The organism is Psychrobacter glacincola, assembly GCF_904846215.1.
Taxonomy (GTDB): Bacteria; Pseudomonadota; Gammaproteobacteria; order Pseudomonadales; family Moraxellaceae; genus Psychrobacter; species Psychrobacter glacincola.
On sequence record NZ_CAJGZK010000006.1, the window covers coordinates 58810 to 76554 of the forward strand.

Here is a 17745-nt window from a genome sequence, read left to right on the forward strand (position 1 = left end):
ATTTGTCATTGGCGTCTGTCATAAAAGTAACATTATTTTTTCAACTTAAGAGGACATATTATGCGTAATACATTAATGGTTGCAGCAATCGCTTCAGGCTTGGCTCTTACCGGCTGTGTGACTGATCCTAACACTGGACAACAACGTCTTAACAAGTCTGCGATCGGCGCTCTAGCTGGTGCTGCAGGTGGTGCCACTATCTCAAAAGCGACTGGTGGTGATAAAACGGGTCGTGATGCTGCTATTGGTGCTGCATTGGGTGCTGGCGTTGGTTATTATATGGAGCGTCAGGCTCGTCAGCTTGAGCAACAAATGGCGGGTACTGGTGTGACAGTTACACCAAACGCTAATGGTAACATTGACTTAGTTATGCCAGGTAGCATCACTTTCTCGTTTGATGATGCGACTTTGAACAACTCGTTTAAGCCAACGCTTGAAAAGCTTGCCTCGACGATGAATGAGTATAACCAAAACACCATCACTATTGCTGGTCATACAGACAGCAAAGGTACTGATGCTTATAACACGAAGTTATCACGTGACCGTGCTTATGCAGTAGCGAACTACTTAAGTGCACGTGGCGTATCATCTAACCGTATCAATGTAGTTGCTTATGGTGAGTCACGTCCTGTTGCTGATAACAATAGCGAGTTTGGTCGTCAACAAAACCGCCGTGTTGAGCTAACCGTTAACGCACCACAAAGCGTTCGTTAATTTTAAATGATTAGCTAACAGTTAATATCTAAAAAGGGTCAGCATAAAGCTGGCCTTTTTTTCGCTTAAAATCTATCTTCTATTTAGAAATTATATTTGATAATAGTTATCAATAACATTATAATTCCCATGCATTTATCTTGCAGATATTTGTTTTTTTAGTTTTTAAAAGCAAGCTGATAATTGCTAGTATCTATAATCAAGCTATAGGTAATCCACTTTTAAAAAGGTACAGAACTAATGGGGTTAATTATTCGCAGCTTCTGTCTGCGTAGGCACAGCAAGCAAGAAAAATTAACCCTAGTAGTATTTTATAACATTTGTACTTCTTTTATTTAGGATCGACTATATTTCAATGCCGACATAGTGCTGGTTTTGCCTATTTTTAGTACTAGTATCGATGTGAAAGATTTATTTTATCTCTTCTTTATTTTGTTGTAGCCTATCAAGGACATCTATGAATATCATGACAGTGACAAGCCGTAAAATCTTACCGACTACTTTAGCTGCTGCACTGGCAGGGATATTGATGGTGTCAGGTTGTAGCAAACAGTCTGATGAAAAAGCGAACACAGATACGCCAGTTGAAACCGCAGAAAAGACAGCTAGCAAAACTTCATCAGCAGCTGATCAAGCTCATATGGATCGCTTGCTTATTAGCTACGCGGATATGGCGAATGCTGCATACAAAGATTCGTTAGAGACCGCAAAGCTTTTACAGAGCGCCGTTAATACTTATGTAGAAACCCCGACACAAGAAAATTTGGATGCCGCAAAAGCCGCTTATAAAGCCGCGCGCCAGCCCTACTCACAGACTGAAGTATTTAGATTCGATGAAGGTTTTGTGACTGCCAATGACCAACGTAAAATTGACAGCACGGACAGCTGGGAGGGGCAGGTGAATGCTTGGCCTTTAGATGAAGCCTTGATTGACTACGTAAGTGCTGACTATGAAGGCGAGTACAATAGCAAAGATAACATCATTAATAGCGATAGCATTAGCGTTGGTAGTATCAAGCAAGATACCAGTACCATCGCCCCTGAGCTGCTCGCAGAGATGAATGAGATTGGTGGTAGTGAATCCAATGTGACCACAGGCTACCATGCTATTGAGTTTATGCTATGGGGTCAAGATACCAATGGCGTCGCTGAAGGTGCTGGTAATCGCCCGTTCAGTGACTACCTCACGACAGATGGTCAATGTACTAGCGGCGAGAGTGTCAATCCTGAGGCTAATATCTGTGAGCGCCGTGGACAGTATTTAAAAGCAGCAACTCAACTACTGGTTGATGATTTGACCGCGATGGAAGCGCAGTGGCAACCTGACAGTGAAAATACCTTACGTAGCGACATGATGGCACGTAAGGATAGCAATAGTCTGCGCCAAATTATGTATCAAATGGGCAGCTTAGCACTTGGGGAGCTTGCCTCTCAGCGCATCCAAGTAGCGTTCGTCACTGGCTCTACTGAAGATGAGCATGAGTGTTTTAGTGACTTGACACACTTAAGCTACGCCAATAACGCTCGCGGTATCCAAAATGTCTTTAATGGCAGCTACAAAACAGTCGCGGGCAAAACAATAGGTGGTTACGGGCTCAAAAACTATCTTGTCGATACAGGCAACACTGAAGCGGCGGATAAGCTAGCGGCTGACTTTGCACGAGTAGAAGCGGCCTTTAATGTCATTGTTGAAAAAGGTGAAAAAGAAAACATCAAGATTGATCAGATGATTGCTACCGTAGGACAGGCGAGTAAACAGGGTGTGACGGCTGAAGAGCAAAACAAGCGCCGCGGTTGGATTGAAACCAGTATCACAAGTCTGCAAGAGCTGACAGCTGGTATTGAAAATGCCGCAAAAGCCGTCGGTATTGACAATTTAGATGCAGATGCAGGTTCGCAGTTTTAACTCGTCACTAATCTACTGGCTTAACAGCGAGCATTGCATTGATGGATTGATAGTGCCTGATGAGTCGCTATCATTGAATGAGAATTATTTTCATAAGAAAATAATGTAGGTATAATAAACACGTTGTCAATTTTGCTTGGCACCGTGTTTTTTTATAGTGTATTAAAATAGCCAGGTAAGTCAGTGTGCCGCTGCCACTTATCGACTAGAAGTGAAAAACTTTATAGCACGCGATTTTAATGGTTCTATACTAGAACTAAGGTACTCTATGCACATCCAAAAAGCTTTCAAAGCCAAGCCACGTCCCGCGATTTATTCTTCTTTTATATCCAAGTCTATAACCACATCTACGCCCATATCTGCGCCGTCGACACTATCGCTAGCGCTTGTATGTGCCCTGTCAATCAGTGCCTGTCAGCCAAGTACAGACGTTGCTAATGATAGCGCTGAAAATAACCGCAAAATTCAAGAGCACTCACAATCTCAGGCATTGACTCTTGAACGTGCTCAGACGATTGAGGCATTAGCTGGCGTACCTATGCAGCAGCTTGCAAGCTTTGATGCGCAGGAGATCAAGCAAGGCGGTGATACGGGTATCAGTATTACCAGTAGTGAGAGCTACTCTAAACCTTCATCAAATATCACCGCATCTCGCAAAGGCAATTTTTTTATTGGTAATGCGTTTTTTCGTCAGCCGTGGGTGATTGCGCCCGCCAGCACCGATAGCCGTGATGGTCTTGGCGCATTATTCAACGTTGCTGCCTGCCAGTCATGTCATGTAAAAGATGGACGTGGTCACGCTCCGATGAACGCCGATGACGATGCCGACAGCTTACTGGTTCGTTTGGCGATGCCAGCCACTACCGACGAGCAACGCCAACAGTTAAAAAGCTCGCTCATCGAAAAAGTCGCTCATCCTATGTATGGTGGTCAGTTGCAAGACCGCGGTATTCAAGGCGTGCCGGCCGAAGCAAGAATAGCTGTAAAGTGGACAGACAAGCCGGTTACCTTTGCCGATGGATATGTGGAAACCTTGCGCGCGCCGACCTTTAACTTAACCAATCCAGGTTATGGTGCGTTTGATGAGGCGCTCATGGTATCGCCACGCGTTGCTTTACCGATGATCGGGCTTGGGCTGCTCGAACAAATACCAGATGCTGATATTAAAAAACAAGCGGTTAGCAATCATAAAAATAGCAATGATATTACAGGTAAATTCAATGTGGCCATGGACCCGCGAACGGGTAAAGTTGCCTTAGGGCGCTTCGGCTGGAAAGCGGGGCAAACCGAGCTGATTACCCAAAACCAAAGTGCTTTTAATGAAGATATGGGTTTGACGTCAAATATTCGCCCACATGAATCATGCATGCCAACGCAAACCGCTTGTAAGAATGCGATAACGGGCGCGGATGAGCAAGGTAGCGGTAAATCACCGGTTGAAGTTAGTGATGAAGTGGCAAAATTTGTAGAGTTTTATACTCGTAATTTGGCAGTACCGCATCGCCGTAATGCTGACGATAAGCTGGTACTGGCTGGCAAAAAACGCTTTTATGATATGGGCTGTCAAAGCTGCCATACGCCAAGATATCAGCTACCAAAAACTGCTGATGATCATCTTGAGCAGCATGGACAAGTGATTTATCCCTATACAGACATGTTGTTACATGACATGGGTGATGATCTTGCGGATCGCACCATCGCTGGCAAGCTACCGGCAAAAGACTTGCAGGTTGAGTTTTTGGCAAATTCGTATGAATGGCGTACGCCGGCTTTATGGGGTATTGGACTTGCCCAAACGGTTGATTCACAAGCGACGTTTTTACATGATGGACGTGCGCGTACGCTGATGGAGGCGGTACTGTGGCATGGCGGTGAAGCAAAAAAACAACAGCAAAGAGTGTTGAAGCTAGATAAACAAGGGCGTGCTGAATTAAATGCGTTCTTACAATCATTATAATAATTTTATTACTTAATTTTAATGACTGAATAACAGCTTGATAAGGTTATCCGCTTTATCAAATGAGAGACATAACGCACTAAATAATTATTAATAATATTACTGAGAAACTTATGAAAATAAACCATGCTTTAGCAATGGCACTGTCGGCATTAAGTGCGGGAATACTCATTAGCTGCGTCAAACCTGCTGATGACAATAAAGCGGCTGAAGTAGATAGCCAAGTTGAACAAGGCAGCGCTGCGCCAAAAACTGGCGAGAATGCCACGGTTAATGGTAGTGCAGATAAAAATGCTGAAAAGATAGTTACTGTGGATATTAGTGCTGAGGTGGGGAAAACGTATTTAACCCATGTGGCTAATGATATTGTCATTCCAGCGTATACGGATGCGGCGAAACAAAGTGATTTGTTGCATGATTTGGCACAAAAGCAGTGCCAAAAAGCACCAGTAACCGGTGACGAGTTGCAAGCGCTGCGCGATCAATGGTTAGTATTAGCGCAAGCATGGGCAAATGCCGAGATGGTCAATTTCGGTCCTGCGACTGCCAGTATGAGCAATCTATACATTAACTATTATCCTGACGAACGTGGTCTGATACACAAGGGCGTTGCAGACCTTATCACCGCCAATCCAAAACTGACCGCTGAGCAGTTGACCAATGAAAGCGCAATTGTTCAAGGTGTGCCAGGATTAGAAGAAGTGCTTTATGCCAATGACAGCTTGGACTCGGGTCAGTGTGCGTATGTTATAAGCGCGAGTAGTGCACTGAGCACACGTTTAAAAGATATCGAGAAAAACTGGCAACAAAATGCGACTAAGCTATTAGCAATTGACAAAACTGCTGAAAGCGACCAAGGATTGAACCAATGGTTTAATTCTCTGCTATCATTGCTTGAAACTATGAAGACCAATGCTATTGAGCAACCATTAGGTTTGAGTGGTAAAGCGAAAGGTCATCTACCAGCCGCGACCGCAGAGCAAAGCCGTGCGATTATCAATGCAAAATTAGCGACTTTAAATAAAGCCATGACCGATCCGGTACTGACTGCTATCTTGGGCAGCAATAGTGAAAATGACGTGGCTGACAATCTATCGACTGCGCTCGCTGATACCACGACACTATTGGCGCAAATGCCAGAAGATCTAGCCACTGCCGACAAAGCCACGCAGCAAGAGCTATTTGATCATCTTACGAGCGTTACGCGCTTAATTAAGCGTCAATTGATTCCGGCACTTGGTCTCCGTGTCGGCTTTAACAGTAACGACGGTGATTAAATAATGGCTATTATCAAAGCGAGTCAAAAGGTCTCAGTGAATAAAAATAATAGGCAGTCGTATGAGCTAAAAGCGAAACCGTTTAGCCATGAGCTGCTGACAACCTCACTATTGACAGCGCTTGGTACGGCAACATTCGTCGGTATTCATCATCGTTATCGTAAGCAGCGCCTAGCCGATGCTCGCGTACAAGATTATGTCACTGGCATTTATACTCAATTGAATGCTTTGCAATCAGCTGCTGCTCCGAAGTCAACGCTCACGCGTTTTCGCTATGCTTGCCAGCAGGCAGCGTCTGCATGGCAACAAGCGTATCGTCTGCCAGTCAATCATGAGCAGAACAGTGGCAGTGGTTTGGCTGCCAATGATTTTAGTGTAATGCATAAAACTACGATGCTTGCTCGTCGTGTGTGCTGGGTCAGCGGCGTCACTTCTATGCCAAAAAATATCTCATTGATAAATGATGAAAAAGAAAGCGGTTTTGGCGTGGTCGGTGTCGATGCCGATAGAGAGTTAGTATGGCAAACCACCATGCCTGAGCGCGTCCATGATATTGTCGTTCAACCTGTCTTTAGCGATAAAGACAGTACGGTCAACGATCATCTAAATAATCATAAAAATCGTGATGTAGTGGTCATGGGTCGTCGTCCTAGTGAAAAATTCTGGGTGCTTGATACGGCGACAGGACAAGTAATATTTGCTATTAGTGCTGCAAGCAATCGTCATTTTTATGGTCATGCTTGCTATAGCTTGGACGGCTCAATATTATATGTGACTGAAAATGACACGCTAAGTTTAGATGGCAAAATCGGTGTTTATGCCGCTGATAGCGGTTATAAAAAAGTAGCAGAGTTTGACTCGTACGGTATCGGTCCGCATGAGCTTATTATGCATCCAGATGGCGAGACTTTGGTCATTGCCAATGGCGGTATCAAAACCGAGCAAGCCTCACGCGAGGAGTTGAACCTTGATACTATGTGTCCCTCATTGGTCTATCTAAATCGCTATGATGGCACATTGCTTGAGCAAATCACTCCTGAACACAATCAGATGAGTGTGCGTCATTTGGCGATGCACGATGATGAGACGGTGATGATTGGGATTCAGTTTCAAGGTGAGAAGCATATCAATGTGCCGTTGGTCTTGACCCATAAGCGCGGCGACATCGATTTTACTCCTTTGACGATGCCCAATAATCAGTGGCAACGCTTTCATCAATATATCGCCAGCGTGGCAGTTGATAGTGAATGCAACTTGTTATGTGTAACCACCCCGATAGGTGGCTGTGCGGCACTATTTGACCTCACCAGCCGTACATTGATGGATGCTGTCAGTTTGCCAGATTGTGCAGGGGCATCTGTTTATAGCAGTCAGATAGAGGCTGATAATAGCACTCATCGTAAAAATAAAGAATCTCGCTTTATCGTTAGTGATGGGCAAGGTCAATTGACTGTATTAGGTGTCAATGATTTGACAGGGCTAGAGTCAGATATTATCGTCAACGACAGCAAACGCCATATGATGTGTTTTGATAACCATTTACAAGCGCTATGATATGAATGTGCCACCTGAGTATCATAGCCCCTTATTGCAAAGCGCGATTCACTGTTTGTCTGAGGCAGGTATTGAGCTGCAGGTGAGCAAAAAGCGTGTCAAAAATATCAATTTTCGCTTAAAGCCTCATATACTAATGGTGTCAGTGCCCACATTTATTAGCCCCGCACAAGTGGCAGAGTCTATTACTAAGCGAGTGCCGTGGGCGATACAAAATCACGCGCAAGTTTTAGAACAATATAAACGTAAAAAAAGCACCTCGTCCGAGTATTCAGTTGCTGACAGTCCCGTTTTATTGTGGGGCATAGCGCAATCCTTCAGTTTAAGCCACGATAAGAAAATAGCCTACTATCGACAAGCACTGTCTAAAGTCACCCCTGTATTGTTTGATAAGTGGCAGCCGATTGTCGGGGCGAACGCCAATGAGATACGCTTAAAAAAGATGCATACGCGATGGGGAAGTTGTAATACCCGCGCGCGCCGTATTTGGCTGTCTGTTTATCTGCCTGCTTATCCTATTGAATGTACCGAATACGTCATCGTCCATGAGCTGTGTCATTTACATCATGCCAATCATAGTGCTGCGTTTTGGCAAACGGTTGCGACAGCGATGCCTGACTATCAGCAATGGCATAATATGCTGGCAGGCAAAGGTGGTCAACTCGATTAGAAATAATACTTAGGTAGGTTCAATAATGTCGATAAGCTTGATATGATTACTAATAACGATAAAAATCGTCTTATTTAATAAAAATATTATGTAAATAAAGTTAAATAGACAAGGATGTCTTATGGAAAATGTTAATCAAGCTCAGTTTTGGCAACAGCGTTACGAGCAAGATAGTATCGGTTGGGATATGGGACAGGTATCGCCGCCACTAAAGGCTTATATTGACCAGTTAGCTGAAGCCGCTAAAAATCAGGCTATCTTGGTACCAGGGGCAGGCAATGCTTATGAAGTTGGCTACTTGTATGAGCAAGGTTTTACCAATGTCACTTTGGTTGATTTTGCCTATGCACCGATTAGAGACTTTGCTGAGCGTCATCCTGATTTTCCATCTGATAAGCTAATCTGTGCAGATTTTTTTGATTTATCAGATGAGCAATATCAATTTGATTGGGTGTTTGAGCAGACGTTTTTTTGTGCGATAAATCCTGCTCGCCGAGATGAGTATGTAGAGAAAATGGCACGATTGCTTAAACCAAATGGTCAGCTGATTGGTTTGCTATTTGATAGAGACTTTGGACGACAGGAGCCGCCGTTTGGTGGTACAAAAGAAGAATATCAGCAGCGTTTTGCGACTTATTTTGACATTGAAATCATGGAACCGAGCTATAACTCGCATCTTGCGCGGCAGGGTAGTGAGCTGTTTATCAAGATGCGCGTAAAAAACTGATTTCACGCTTAATGTTTTTTCGCGCTTGCATCTCTAACCGCTCGTGGTAATACGCTGTCAGATAGAGTGATGAGTGCGCGAGTAATTTCTCCAAGACCACAATGCGCCCAACGCGGTAATTTTCTTTTGCTACATGTACATATTCTTTACGGACGGCTTGTGCATACTGATCATACTCAGACCAAGGCGCACCTAAAATACTTAAGTCCATATCTAGTAAATAAGCGGCATCGCTGATTTTATCCTCATGTGCCAACGTATCCATTTGATGAGTGGCAGTCATCATAATCAGTGCGTAGATAGGTTGGCATTGATCCTCACTTAGAGAGCACCTTAACGCTTCTATCGCATATTCTGCACTTTTTAACTCATTATCTGAGCGCCTTGGGTCATAGATGACATCATGATAATAAAGCGCTAAGGCGATGAGATGCGGCTCATGCAAGCGTGGTTTGATTTGTTCAAACTGTCCAAATAGTTGCTTGAGATGGTCTAAGGTATGATAAGCGCGCTGCGGCTCGCTATAGCGAGTCGCGATATCCTGCCAAAGCTCTGTAATTGCTACTGGCGTGACAGCATCATTCAGCGCCGATAAGTGCATCGAGAAATCCTTTCCTAGCTCACACCTCACCTGTGAAAAATCAGCCATATAGTTGTTCCACTGTTAAAGAGTACAGCACTACTGAGGTTAATGATTCGCCGCCTCTGTCGGCTAGCTCTACAGCAAGCAAGAAAAATTAACCCCAGTAGTGCTTGATAATATTTGTATTTCTTTTACTTAGGACTGACTATAGTTAAGCTATCTGCTTAAAAACCCTCATTATTCATGATGGTTTTTATTTTCTATCATCGTGGTCTTAGTCCTTGTTGGCAGCACCTTCAAATGCCTGTTTAAATACTTTACCAAGCAAATTGACATCATCGACGCGGGCATAATTTAGACGCGTGACAAAGGCAATATGACGATGGGGACCTTTTTCTGCTAATGGTATAGCTACCGCATTTTGGTTTTGTAGATGCAATTGATTGAGGGCCATTTCTGGTACTAGCGTCGTACCCATATTGGCAAGTGCCATTTGGATTAATGTATTTAAGCTGGCATCTGAAAAGCTGGATTTCATCTGCGCGCGGTCAAAATGGCAGACAGATAGCGTTTGGTCAGTTAAGCAATGCCCTTCGCCAAGTAGCATAAGATTTGCCGTTGCCAGTTCATCAGCGTTGATGGTTTTGAGCTTGGCATGCACATCATCTGTTGGGAACACTGCAAAAAAATCCTCGCTCCAAAACTCAAAGCTATGCAAGCCATCTACCGCATAAGGCAGCGCAATAATAGCGGTGTCAATATGACCGTAACGCACTTGTTCAATTAAGCGCTCAGTTTGTTGTTCGACGATGGTCATGCGAAATTCTGGATAGTACTCACGCAGCGCAGGCAACACTTTTGGTAGCAGATAGGGCGCAATCGTTGGAATAATCCCAACGGTCATAGGATAGGCAAGCGGCGATTGATGGCTATGCGCGCGCGTGGTCAAGTCGTTGACTTCAGAAAACACCCGCTGCGCCCGAACCAAGATATCTTCACCAATAGGCGTAATTAATACTTGCTTATTATTGCGCTCAAAAATCTGGGTATCGAGCTGCTTCTCTAACTCTGCAATACCGAGGCTTAATGCAGACTGTGAGATATTGCAATCCTCTGCTGCGCGCTTAAAATGGCGGTGTTTAGCGACGGCTAAGGCGAACTCGAGTTGACGTAAAGTAATCATAAAACCTCTCTATAATTGGGTTTTTCATGTAATTTGTTTTACTCATTTATCTTGTGTACACTATCAATTTAATACTGATGTACGGATAAAAAAGCAGATAGAATAGTTTAACAAGTTTAATAAAACAAAACATCACATTAAAAACTTTTAACTGGATTAACCATAAGATTCGCGTATAGTTTGTCAGGTAGCCCAGATAGTAAAAGGGTTAATAGAAACAAGCCTATCAATAAATTCCAATCAACCTAACTATAAAGGAGCCACTCATGGCGTCTATTATCAATCAAGAAATCCCAGAATTTTCAGCAGATGCGTTTGTAAACGGTGAATTCAAAACTATCACCTCTGAAGACGTAAAAGGTAGCTGGGCGATTTTCCTATTTTACCCAGCCGATTTTACCTTTGTTTGCCCAACAGAACTTGAAGACATGGCAGCTCATTACGACGAGCTAAAAGGCTTAGGCGTAGAAGTGTACTCAGTATCGACCGACACCCATTTCACCCATAAAGCATGGCATGATTCTTCAGAAGCAATCGGTAAAGTAACTTACCCAATGATCGGCGATCCTACTGGTCGTATTACTCGTGGCTTTAACGTCATGATTGAAGAAGCAGGTCTGGCTGAGCGCGGTACATTCTTAGTAGATCCAGATGGCTTAATTCAAGTTGCTGAGATTCATGCTGGCGGTATTGGCCGTAGTGCAAAAGACATGCTACGTAAAGTAAAAGCGGCACAATACGTTCGTGAAAACGACGGCGAAGTTTGCCCAGCCGCTTGGGAAGCTGGTCAAGAAACTTTAAAACCAAGTCTTGATCTGGTTGGTAAAATCTAAGCGACAATCGCTTGGATAGTGTGAAAAAAGGCAGTATCTGCTTATTCATCATGCTAAATAAAGTATAAAAAAGACCCCATTAACTTATGCTAATGGGGTCTTTTTTTATTTTAATCTTATAAGCTTCTATGATATCTAATCATCTAAAACGGCCGTTATCTAGGCATGAGATCCTAATTTATTTTTATCGATTATTTTATAAAGCTCATCTTTTAGATGCAGCTTGCGCCGTTTCATCTGCTCGATTTCTTCTTCACGGCTAGCGTGCGTGACCACATCTTTATCAAGCTGATTGATTTGCTGGTCTAGCTGGGTATGCTCATCAAAGATAGTTGCAAAGTGACTGTCTTTTTGCTTAAGCTCGCAAATAATATCTTTGTTATCTTGCCATGTATCTGTCTTTCTCATCTTGTCATCCTTGTTATGAAGCGCAAGCCTGCATAAGCATTCGCGCATGGTCGTAAACTTGTTTTGATGAATTACTATGATTATGAGACTTAGATTTTATGGAACCAAACCGTTATTTAATTGAGTAACGATGAGGCTTAATGCCAGCGAATTTACTTTTTAAAAGTACGGTTAATAAACAGGGTTATCAAATACTTATAAAAGTAAATCTGCCATAACACGCCTAGAATTCCTCTATTCGCATCATTCGATTGTAGCGAAAAAAATACCTAGATACTATAGTTAGTATTGATTATCATTTAGAGGTAATTTTAAAATTAAATATTAATAACGTTTTATGATAGGTTTTATAAAACATAAGGTTTGAGTTTATCCGCTTGCTCCAAATCCTCAAACCTTTGATAATAGACCAATCAGAGGTTATATGCCGCCTATAAATAGCAGTATTGGCATATGACTCTTACCTATTTAAATGCGTAGCTTAGACGCTGACGTTACATATTCGATAATAACAAGGAACAATTATGATAGACCAAAGCTTATTAGATGCCGTAAAGAGCTATAGCGTAAATATGACCCGCCCAATCAGCTTTGTCTTAGGTAATGGCGAGCACAGCAAGCGTGCTGAGCTTATTGATTTTTTGACTAAAATCGCTGGTACGACCGATAAGATTCATTTTGATACACAAGCTAACGATGATAGCTTACCAAGTCCAATCAGTTTTAAAGTAATCAGTCATATCGAGGGTGCGTTGACGGATACGGGTATAGTCTTTAGTGGTATTCCTGGTGGTCATGAATTTACTTCATTGATATTGGCGATTTTGCAAGCGGGTGGTCATACGTTAAAACTCGATGAAGGCATTCAAAAGCTGATTAAACGCTTTAATAAGCCACTACAGTTTCAAACTTATGTGTCGCTTTCTTGCCACAGCTGTCCAGAAGTTGTGCAAGCGCTGAACCAATTCGCGCTGCTAAACGATGATATCAGCAATGAGATGATCGATGGTGCATTGTTCCAAGAGCAAGTCGATGCCAATAACATCCAAGGTGTTCCAGCAGTATTCTTAAACGGTAAGCCATTTGCTAATGGTCTGATTGATACAGCTAAATTGATTGAGAAGTTACAAGAGCAATTCCCTGATTTGTTAGCAGAAGCTGATGATGCTGAGCAGTTAGAGCAACAAGATGTGACGATTATTGGTGCGGGTCCTGCTGGGGTTGCTGCGGCGATTTATACCGCGCGCAAAGGTCTAAAAGTGACGATGGTTGCTGACCGTATCGGTGGGCAAGTAAAAGATACCCAAGATATTGAAAACTTAATCTCAGTACCTTTAACGACAGGTGGTGAGCTATCGGCAAACTTTGAAACGCACTTGCGCGAATATAACATCACGCTTAAAGAGCACGTCAGCGTCAAAGAGATTAGTGAAACGGCTGATGAAAACTATCGCATTCATCTAAATACCGGTGAGACCTTTGAGACGCGTAGTATTATCTTGGCGACTGGTGCGCAGTGGCGTAAGCTTGGGGTCGCTGGCGAAGAAGAAAACATCGGTAAAGGCGTGGCTTTCTGTGCGCACTGTGATGGTCCATTCTTTAAGGGTAAAGATATTGCCGTCGTCGGTGGTGGTAACTCTGGTATCGAAGCGGCATTAGATTTGGCTGGTATCGTGAAGCATGTGACCGTGCTTGAGTTTGCTAATGATTTGAAAGCGGATCAGGTATTGATTAATAAAGCCAAAGAAAAGGCAAATATCGATATCATTACCAGTGCAGCGACCCAAGAAATCAAAGCGACTGATGGTAAAGTGTCGTCCATCGTCTATCAAGATCGTGGTAGCAGCGAGAATAAAGAGCTTGATGTTGCAGGGGTGTTTGTGCAGATTGGCTTAATATCCAACAGTGATTTTGTCAAAGGCTTCATCGATTTAAACCGCTTTGGTGAGATTGAAATTGATGAGCGCTGCCGTACGGATCGCAAAGGTATCTTTGCTTGTGGTGATGTCACGACCGTACCGTTTAAGCAGATTAACATTGCGATGGGTGAAGGTTCAAAGGCGGCATTATCAGCGTTCGAATACTTGGTTATGCAGTAAGTCAGTCTTTAATATCTTCTAAAATAAAAAGCTCCGATATCCTAATAGGTATCGGAGCTTTGTTACTTATAGACGTTAAGTAAATGTTATTTAGCTAATATCCCTTCTACAAATAGTATTTCACCTGCCTCATCTTCTTCAATGATGCGAGTTTCTTTAAGTGCTGCTTTTTGCCATGCTTGGACATGGGGATTGTTTAGAATAGTCTGACAATATTGTTCAGTAAGCGGTGTTAATATGATTCCTGAAGCCTTGACGTAGGTTTGTAGCCGTAAAACAACAGGAGCAAAAAACGCATCAGCGGCAGTAAAATGACCAAACAAATAGCTATCTGATGATCTGTTTGTTAAACACTCTGCAAAGATATGCTCAATACGGGCAATATCGGCTAAGCAAGCGGCACTCGGACGTATTTTAGCAGTCGCTCTGATGTTCATCGGCATGTCACTACGGATACCCATTAGCCCTGAGTGCATCTCAGCGATGATGCTTTGACAATAAGCGCTATTTATTCTGTTGCTAGTATCGCTCTCAGTATTAGACTTACTCAATCCTGTCCAAATATCTAAGTCTGTCAGATAATCATTGGCATGAATGGCAATCGCTAACGTATCCCATATCGTAACTTTTTCATCACCTTGACCATAGACCAAAACCGGCACTTTTCCTGTTGGCGCATGTTCATTGAGAATGGGTGTCGCTGATGGATGAAACAGCTCAATCAGTTGCTCATCGAAGTCAATATTGAATGCCTTGAGTAGTAGCCAAGCTCGCAGTGACCATGATGAATAGTTTTTATTACCGATAATAAGTAGCGGTTTTGCATCATAAAATCCTATTAGGTCATATTAAGTAGCGTTTTATTATATTCTCAATATTAGAGATCAACCAGTCTATAGTTCAGTAATTTCAAAAAAATGCCCATCCTAAATTTGGACGGGCATAGCTTATAGCTTCGTTGAGGCTTACTTACTCAATGCTTACTTCTAATAAGAAAAATAATGGGCAGCGCAACCCCATACATCAGTACGTCATATACGGCAGCGAGTAGGGCCATGATCTGCAATGTACTGACGCCTATATATTTATAGGGGCTTCTTGGTTTATGGCTTTACGTTATTGATTATGATATCAGTCGTCTAACAAGTCCATGCGCTTGGCTGCTTCGTAGATACCGGTTGAGCGATTACCCGTACGGCAGAATATCAGCATTGGCTGCTCGGCTTGATTAAAAAAGTCAGCAAACTCTTCAACGTGAGTTTGATTAAGCTCACTGCCAGCAAAAGACACTTCTTTGTAAGCAAGTCCTGCTTTTTCAGCGGCAGCAGCAATCTCAGCACTGGTTGGCTGGTTCGGCTCTTCACCATCTGGACGATTATTAATAATGGTTTTAAAGCCATTTTCTGCAATCATCGGTACTTGGTCAGGGGTGATTTGTCCGGTAATACTCACTTGATGGCTCATAAGAGCTCCTTGTATTTTTTATATTAAAATTAAATGGATAGTACGAGAATACAAAGCCTAAGGGCAATGGATAACTTTCTAAAGATAAAGTATGTAAGCTTTATTGCGTTTTTATATCAATGCTTTTATATCAATGCTTATAGCAGCCCTTGCATCAATGCGCTTTGATACAGTAGTTTGGCGCGCGCGCCTGTACCACAGAACATCAATATGGGTTTGGGCATCGTACGATAAAAAGCAGCAAACTGCTCGACAGTTGCCCTACTTAAGCGTTCATCATCAAATGGCAAATGATGATAGGTCAAATTGGCTTTGGCAGTTGCATGTGCCAAATCACAGCTATTGGGCTGGGTTTCTGTCTCGGCATCAGGACGAATATTGAGCACAGAACAATACCCAAGCTCTGCAATTTTGATACATTGGCTTGGATAAATTTGCTTATAAATGGTTAAGTCATCGGTCATAAGTAATATCAATAAAAGTTATAAAAAAGAGTAGAGATTATAATTCGTTTAAAAAAAACTGCGGGCTGGTATTTGTTCTCTACTGGCCCTAATAATTTAGCATAACACAGCTTTTATCATATCTATATGTTATAGATAGCCAATAATTATTCTTGGCCTAATAAATAGCACAAATGACGTTAATGAGTGGTTTTTAAGTCATTAACCGCATCCATAGTGCTTAAATAAACGCGCCCTGATAAATCAGTAATCACTGGTGTGTGCTCAATGATATCCATCACAGGTCCTTTGATAAAGCTAAAGCTCAAATGCTTGTTTTGATTCAAAAGCTCTTTGTTTAAGCTGATTAGCATCTCTTGTCCGGTCAAATCTATATGATTGACCGCTGACATGATAAGAATAATCTCGCTTGCCTCTGGATATTGACGCGTGGCTTGTACCACGTGGCGATGTACCGATTCACTGTTGCCAAAAAACACACTCTCATCAACGCGCAGCATCAACAGATTATGAAAGGTCACGACATCATGACGATTGATATTACGAAAATGCCCCGTACCTGCTAGCTGACCAACGATAGCAACATGCGGTTTGCTTGACTGCCAAATTAGGCTAGCAAACGACACCATAAGTCCAATCACCAGTCCTGTATTTAATCCAAATATCAGCACACCGGCAAAAGCGGCGATAAAGCTCGCTGCATCTAAGCGGTCACGGTGCCATGCCGACTTCAACGTCGCTATGTCAATAAGACTGATGATGACAGCCATGATCGTTGCGCCCAAAATCGCATAGGGCAGTGGAGCGAGCATATAGCCAAATGCTATCAAGGCGGCAATCATAACAAGCACTGTAACCAAGCTCGATAAAGGTGTTTTGGCGCCTGAGTCAACGTTGATGGCGGTACGAGAAAACCCGCCAGCGATGGGGAAGCTTTGAAAAAAGCTGCCAGCTACATTAGCAAGTCCAAGCCCAGTAAGCTCGCGATTGGCATCAAATACCTCACCACGCAAACGCGCATAAGTACTAGCAACAGAGCTGCTCGATACAAAGGCAATCAGCGCCATCAGTCCAGCCGTCGGTAATAGGTTGAGCGCTTCATCAAAGTCTGGCAGATACGGCGCTGTAAAGCTTGGCAGTCCTTGCGGTACACTACCAATAGTGGCCACACCCCTTGTCGTCCAATGCAAAATAGTACTCAAAACGATGGCAATAGTGAGCAGAATCAGTGGAAATAGGCGCTCTGCCCATTTGGCATAGGATGGGGACAGCCAAGAGCGCCAAACCCATTGCTTACCATAACGATTCAGCACCATGAGTATAAAGGCGCTCATGCCAATCACTAACGTCAACGGATGCAGCTGACTGGCATACATTTTCATACTCGATAGATAACCAATTAAGCCATCGCCTGAAATAGGTATACCAGTCAAATACTTAAGCTGGCTTATAAAGATAAGCACAGCGGCACCACTGATAAATCCAGCAGAGACGCCGCGGCTAATAAACTGCATAATCCAGCCCAGCTTTAGCTGTCCTGCCAGCCATAAAATAGCGCCCATCATCAACGCCAGCAAAGCTGCCATCAATACATACTGCTCAGCGCCTTTATCCGCATAAGGATGCAGCGCACTTGCAGTCATAATGGCGGTCACAGCAGCAGGTCCAACAGCCTGTACATTACTAGAGCCTAGCCACGCATACATCGCCACAGGCACGATAGCAGCGTATAAGCCATACACTGGCGGCAGTCCTGCCAATACCGCGTAGCCCAAGCTTTGCGGAATAACGAGCACACCAACCACTATCCCTGCAATCATGTCGGCTGGCAAGGCAGATAACTGGTATTGACGTAACCAAACCGGAATCAGTCGAGTAGCGATAGAGGGCATATACGCAGTCCTAA

Annotated in this window: 16 protein-coding genes; 9 read left to right on the forward strand and 7 right to left on the reverse strand. The window is 43.2% G+C overall.

The window, feature by feature from the left end:
* The first annotated feature begins 60 nt into the window (after positions 1 to 60).
* The 7 genes from JMW90_RS05180 to JMW90_RS05210 all read left to right on the forward strand — a co-directional run bounded on the left by JMW90_RS05180 (position 61) and on the right by JMW90_RS05210 (position 8805).
* Positions 61 to 714: a YiaD family glycine zipper/OmpA-like lipoprotein gene (locus JMW90_RS05180; protein ID WP_201562003.1), complete on the forward strand. Its 654-nt coding sequence runs from the start codon at positions 61 to 63 to the stop codon at positions 712 to 714.
* Between the two features lie 457 nt (positions 715 to 1171).
* The gene (locus tag JMW90_RS05185) at positions 1172 to 2620 is read left to right on the forward strand and encodes an imelysin family protein (protein WP_201562004.1); all 1449 of its coding nucleotides are present in this window, start codon (positions 1172 to 1174) and stop codon (positions 2618 to 2620) included.
* Positions 2621 to 2888: 268 nt separating this feature from the next.
* Positions 2889 to 4577 (forward strand): di-heme oxidoreductase family protein, encoded by a 1689-nt coding sequence (locus JMW90_RS05190; protein WP_201562005.1) that lies wholly within the window; start codon positions 2889 to 2891, stop codon positions 4575 to 4577.
* Positions 4578 to 4690: 113 nt separating this feature from the next.
* Positions 4691 to 5854 carry an imelysin family protein gene (locus JMW90_RS05195; RefSeq protein ID WP_201562006.1) on the forward strand — a complete coding sequence of 388 codons (1164 nt, stop codon included), beginning with the start codon at positions 4691 to 4693 and terminating at the stop codon, positions 5852 to 5854.
* A gap of 3 nt (positions 5855 to 5857) precedes the next feature.
* Entirely contained in the window at positions 5858 to 7408 is a 1551-nt protein-coding gene (locus JMW90_RS05200) for a DUF1513 domain-containing protein (RefSeq protein WP_201562007.1), read from the forward strand.
* Position 7409: 1 nt separating this feature from the next.
* On the forward strand, positions 7410 to 8078 hold the full coding sequence (locus JMW90_RS05205) for a M48 family metallopeptidase (RefSeq protein WP_201562008.1): 669 nt from the start codon (positions 7410 to 7412) through the stop codon (positions 8076 to 8078).
* A gap of 121 nt (positions 8079 to 8199) precedes the next feature.
* Positions 8200 to 8805, forward strand: coding sequence for a methyltransferase domain-containing protein (locus tag JMW90_RS05210; RefSeq protein ID WP_201562009.1), 606 nt, complete (start codon positions 8200 to 8202; stop codon positions 8803 to 8805).
* On the opposite strand, the gene JMW90_RS05215 is transcribed toward JMW90_RS05210, so the two are convergent.
* Positions 8783 to 9406: an HD domain-containing protein gene (locus JMW90_RS05215; RefSeq protein ID WP_227691866.1), complete on the reverse strand. Its 624-nt coding sequence runs from the start codon at positions 9404 to 9406 to the stop codon at positions 8783 to 8785. The genes JMW90_RS05210 and JMW90_RS05215 overlap by 23 nt on opposite strands.
* Positions 9407 to 9662: 256 nt before the next feature.
* Entirely contained in the window at positions 9663 to 10571 is a 909-nt protein-coding gene (locus JMW90_RS05220) for a hydrogen peroxide-inducible genes activator (RefSeq protein WP_201562011.1), read from the reverse strand.
* A 266-nt stretch (positions 10572 to 10837) separates the two neighbouring features.
* Here JMW90_RS05220 and ahpC point away from each other — a divergent pair, with 266 nt between their 5' ends.
* Positions 10838 to 11404, forward strand: coding sequence for an alkyl hydroperoxide reductase subunit C (gene ahpC / locus JMW90_RS05225; RefSeq protein WP_201562012.1), 567 nt, complete (start codon positions 10838 to 10840; stop codon positions 11402 to 11404).
* 159 nt (positions 11405 to 11563) lie between these two features.
* Here ahpC and JMW90_RS05230 read toward each other — a convergent pair whose 3' ends face one another.
* Positions 11564 to 11812 (reverse strand): HP1242/YdcH family protein, encoded by a 249-nt coding sequence (locus JMW90_RS05230; RefSeq protein ID WP_201562013.1) that lies wholly within the window; start codon positions 11810 to 11812, stop codon positions 11564 to 11566.
* A 524-nt stretch (positions 11813 to 12336) separates the two neighbouring features.
* Here JMW90_RS05230 and ahpF point away from each other — a divergent pair.
* The gene (ahpF, locus tag JMW90_RS05235) at positions 12337 to 13911 is read left to right on the forward strand and encodes an alkyl hydroperoxide reductase subunit F (RefSeq protein WP_201562014.1); all 1575 of its coding nucleotides are present in this window, start codon (positions 12337 to 12339) and stop codon (positions 13909 to 13911) included.
* Between the two features lie 86 nt (positions 13912 to 13997).
* Here ahpF and JMW90_RS05240 read toward each other — a convergent pair whose 3' ends face one another.
* The 4 genes from JMW90_RS05240 to JMW90_RS05255 all read right to left on the reverse strand — a co-directional run bounded on the left by JMW90_RS05240 (position 13998) and on the right by JMW90_RS05255 (position 17731).
* On the reverse strand, positions 13998 to 14750 hold the full coding sequence (locus JMW90_RS05240) for a glutathione S-transferase family protein (protein ID WP_201562086.1): 753 nt from the start codon (positions 14748 to 14750) through the stop codon (positions 13998 to 14000).
* A 292-nt stretch (positions 14751 to 15042) separates the two neighbouring features.
* Positions 15043 to 15375, reverse strand: coding sequence for a protein tyrosine phosphatase family protein (locus JMW90_RS05245; protein ID WP_201562015.1), 333 nt, complete (start codon positions 15373 to 15375; stop codon positions 15043 to 15045).
* Positions 15376 to 15512: 137 nt separating this feature from the next.
* Complete coding sequence (locus JMW90_RS05250) at positions 15513 to 15839, reverse strand: protein tyrosine phosphatase family protein (RefSeq protein WP_201562016.1); 327 nt, start codon at positions 15837 to 15839, stop codon at positions 15513 to 15515.
* Positions 15840 to 16018: 179 nt separating this feature from the next.
* Positions 16019 to 17731, reverse strand: coding sequence for a SulP family inorganic anion transporter (locus JMW90_RS05255; RefSeq protein ID WP_201562017.1), 1713 nt, complete (start codon positions 17729 to 17731; stop codon positions 16019 to 16021).
* Between the last annotated feature and the right edge of the window lie 14 nt (positions 17732 to 17745).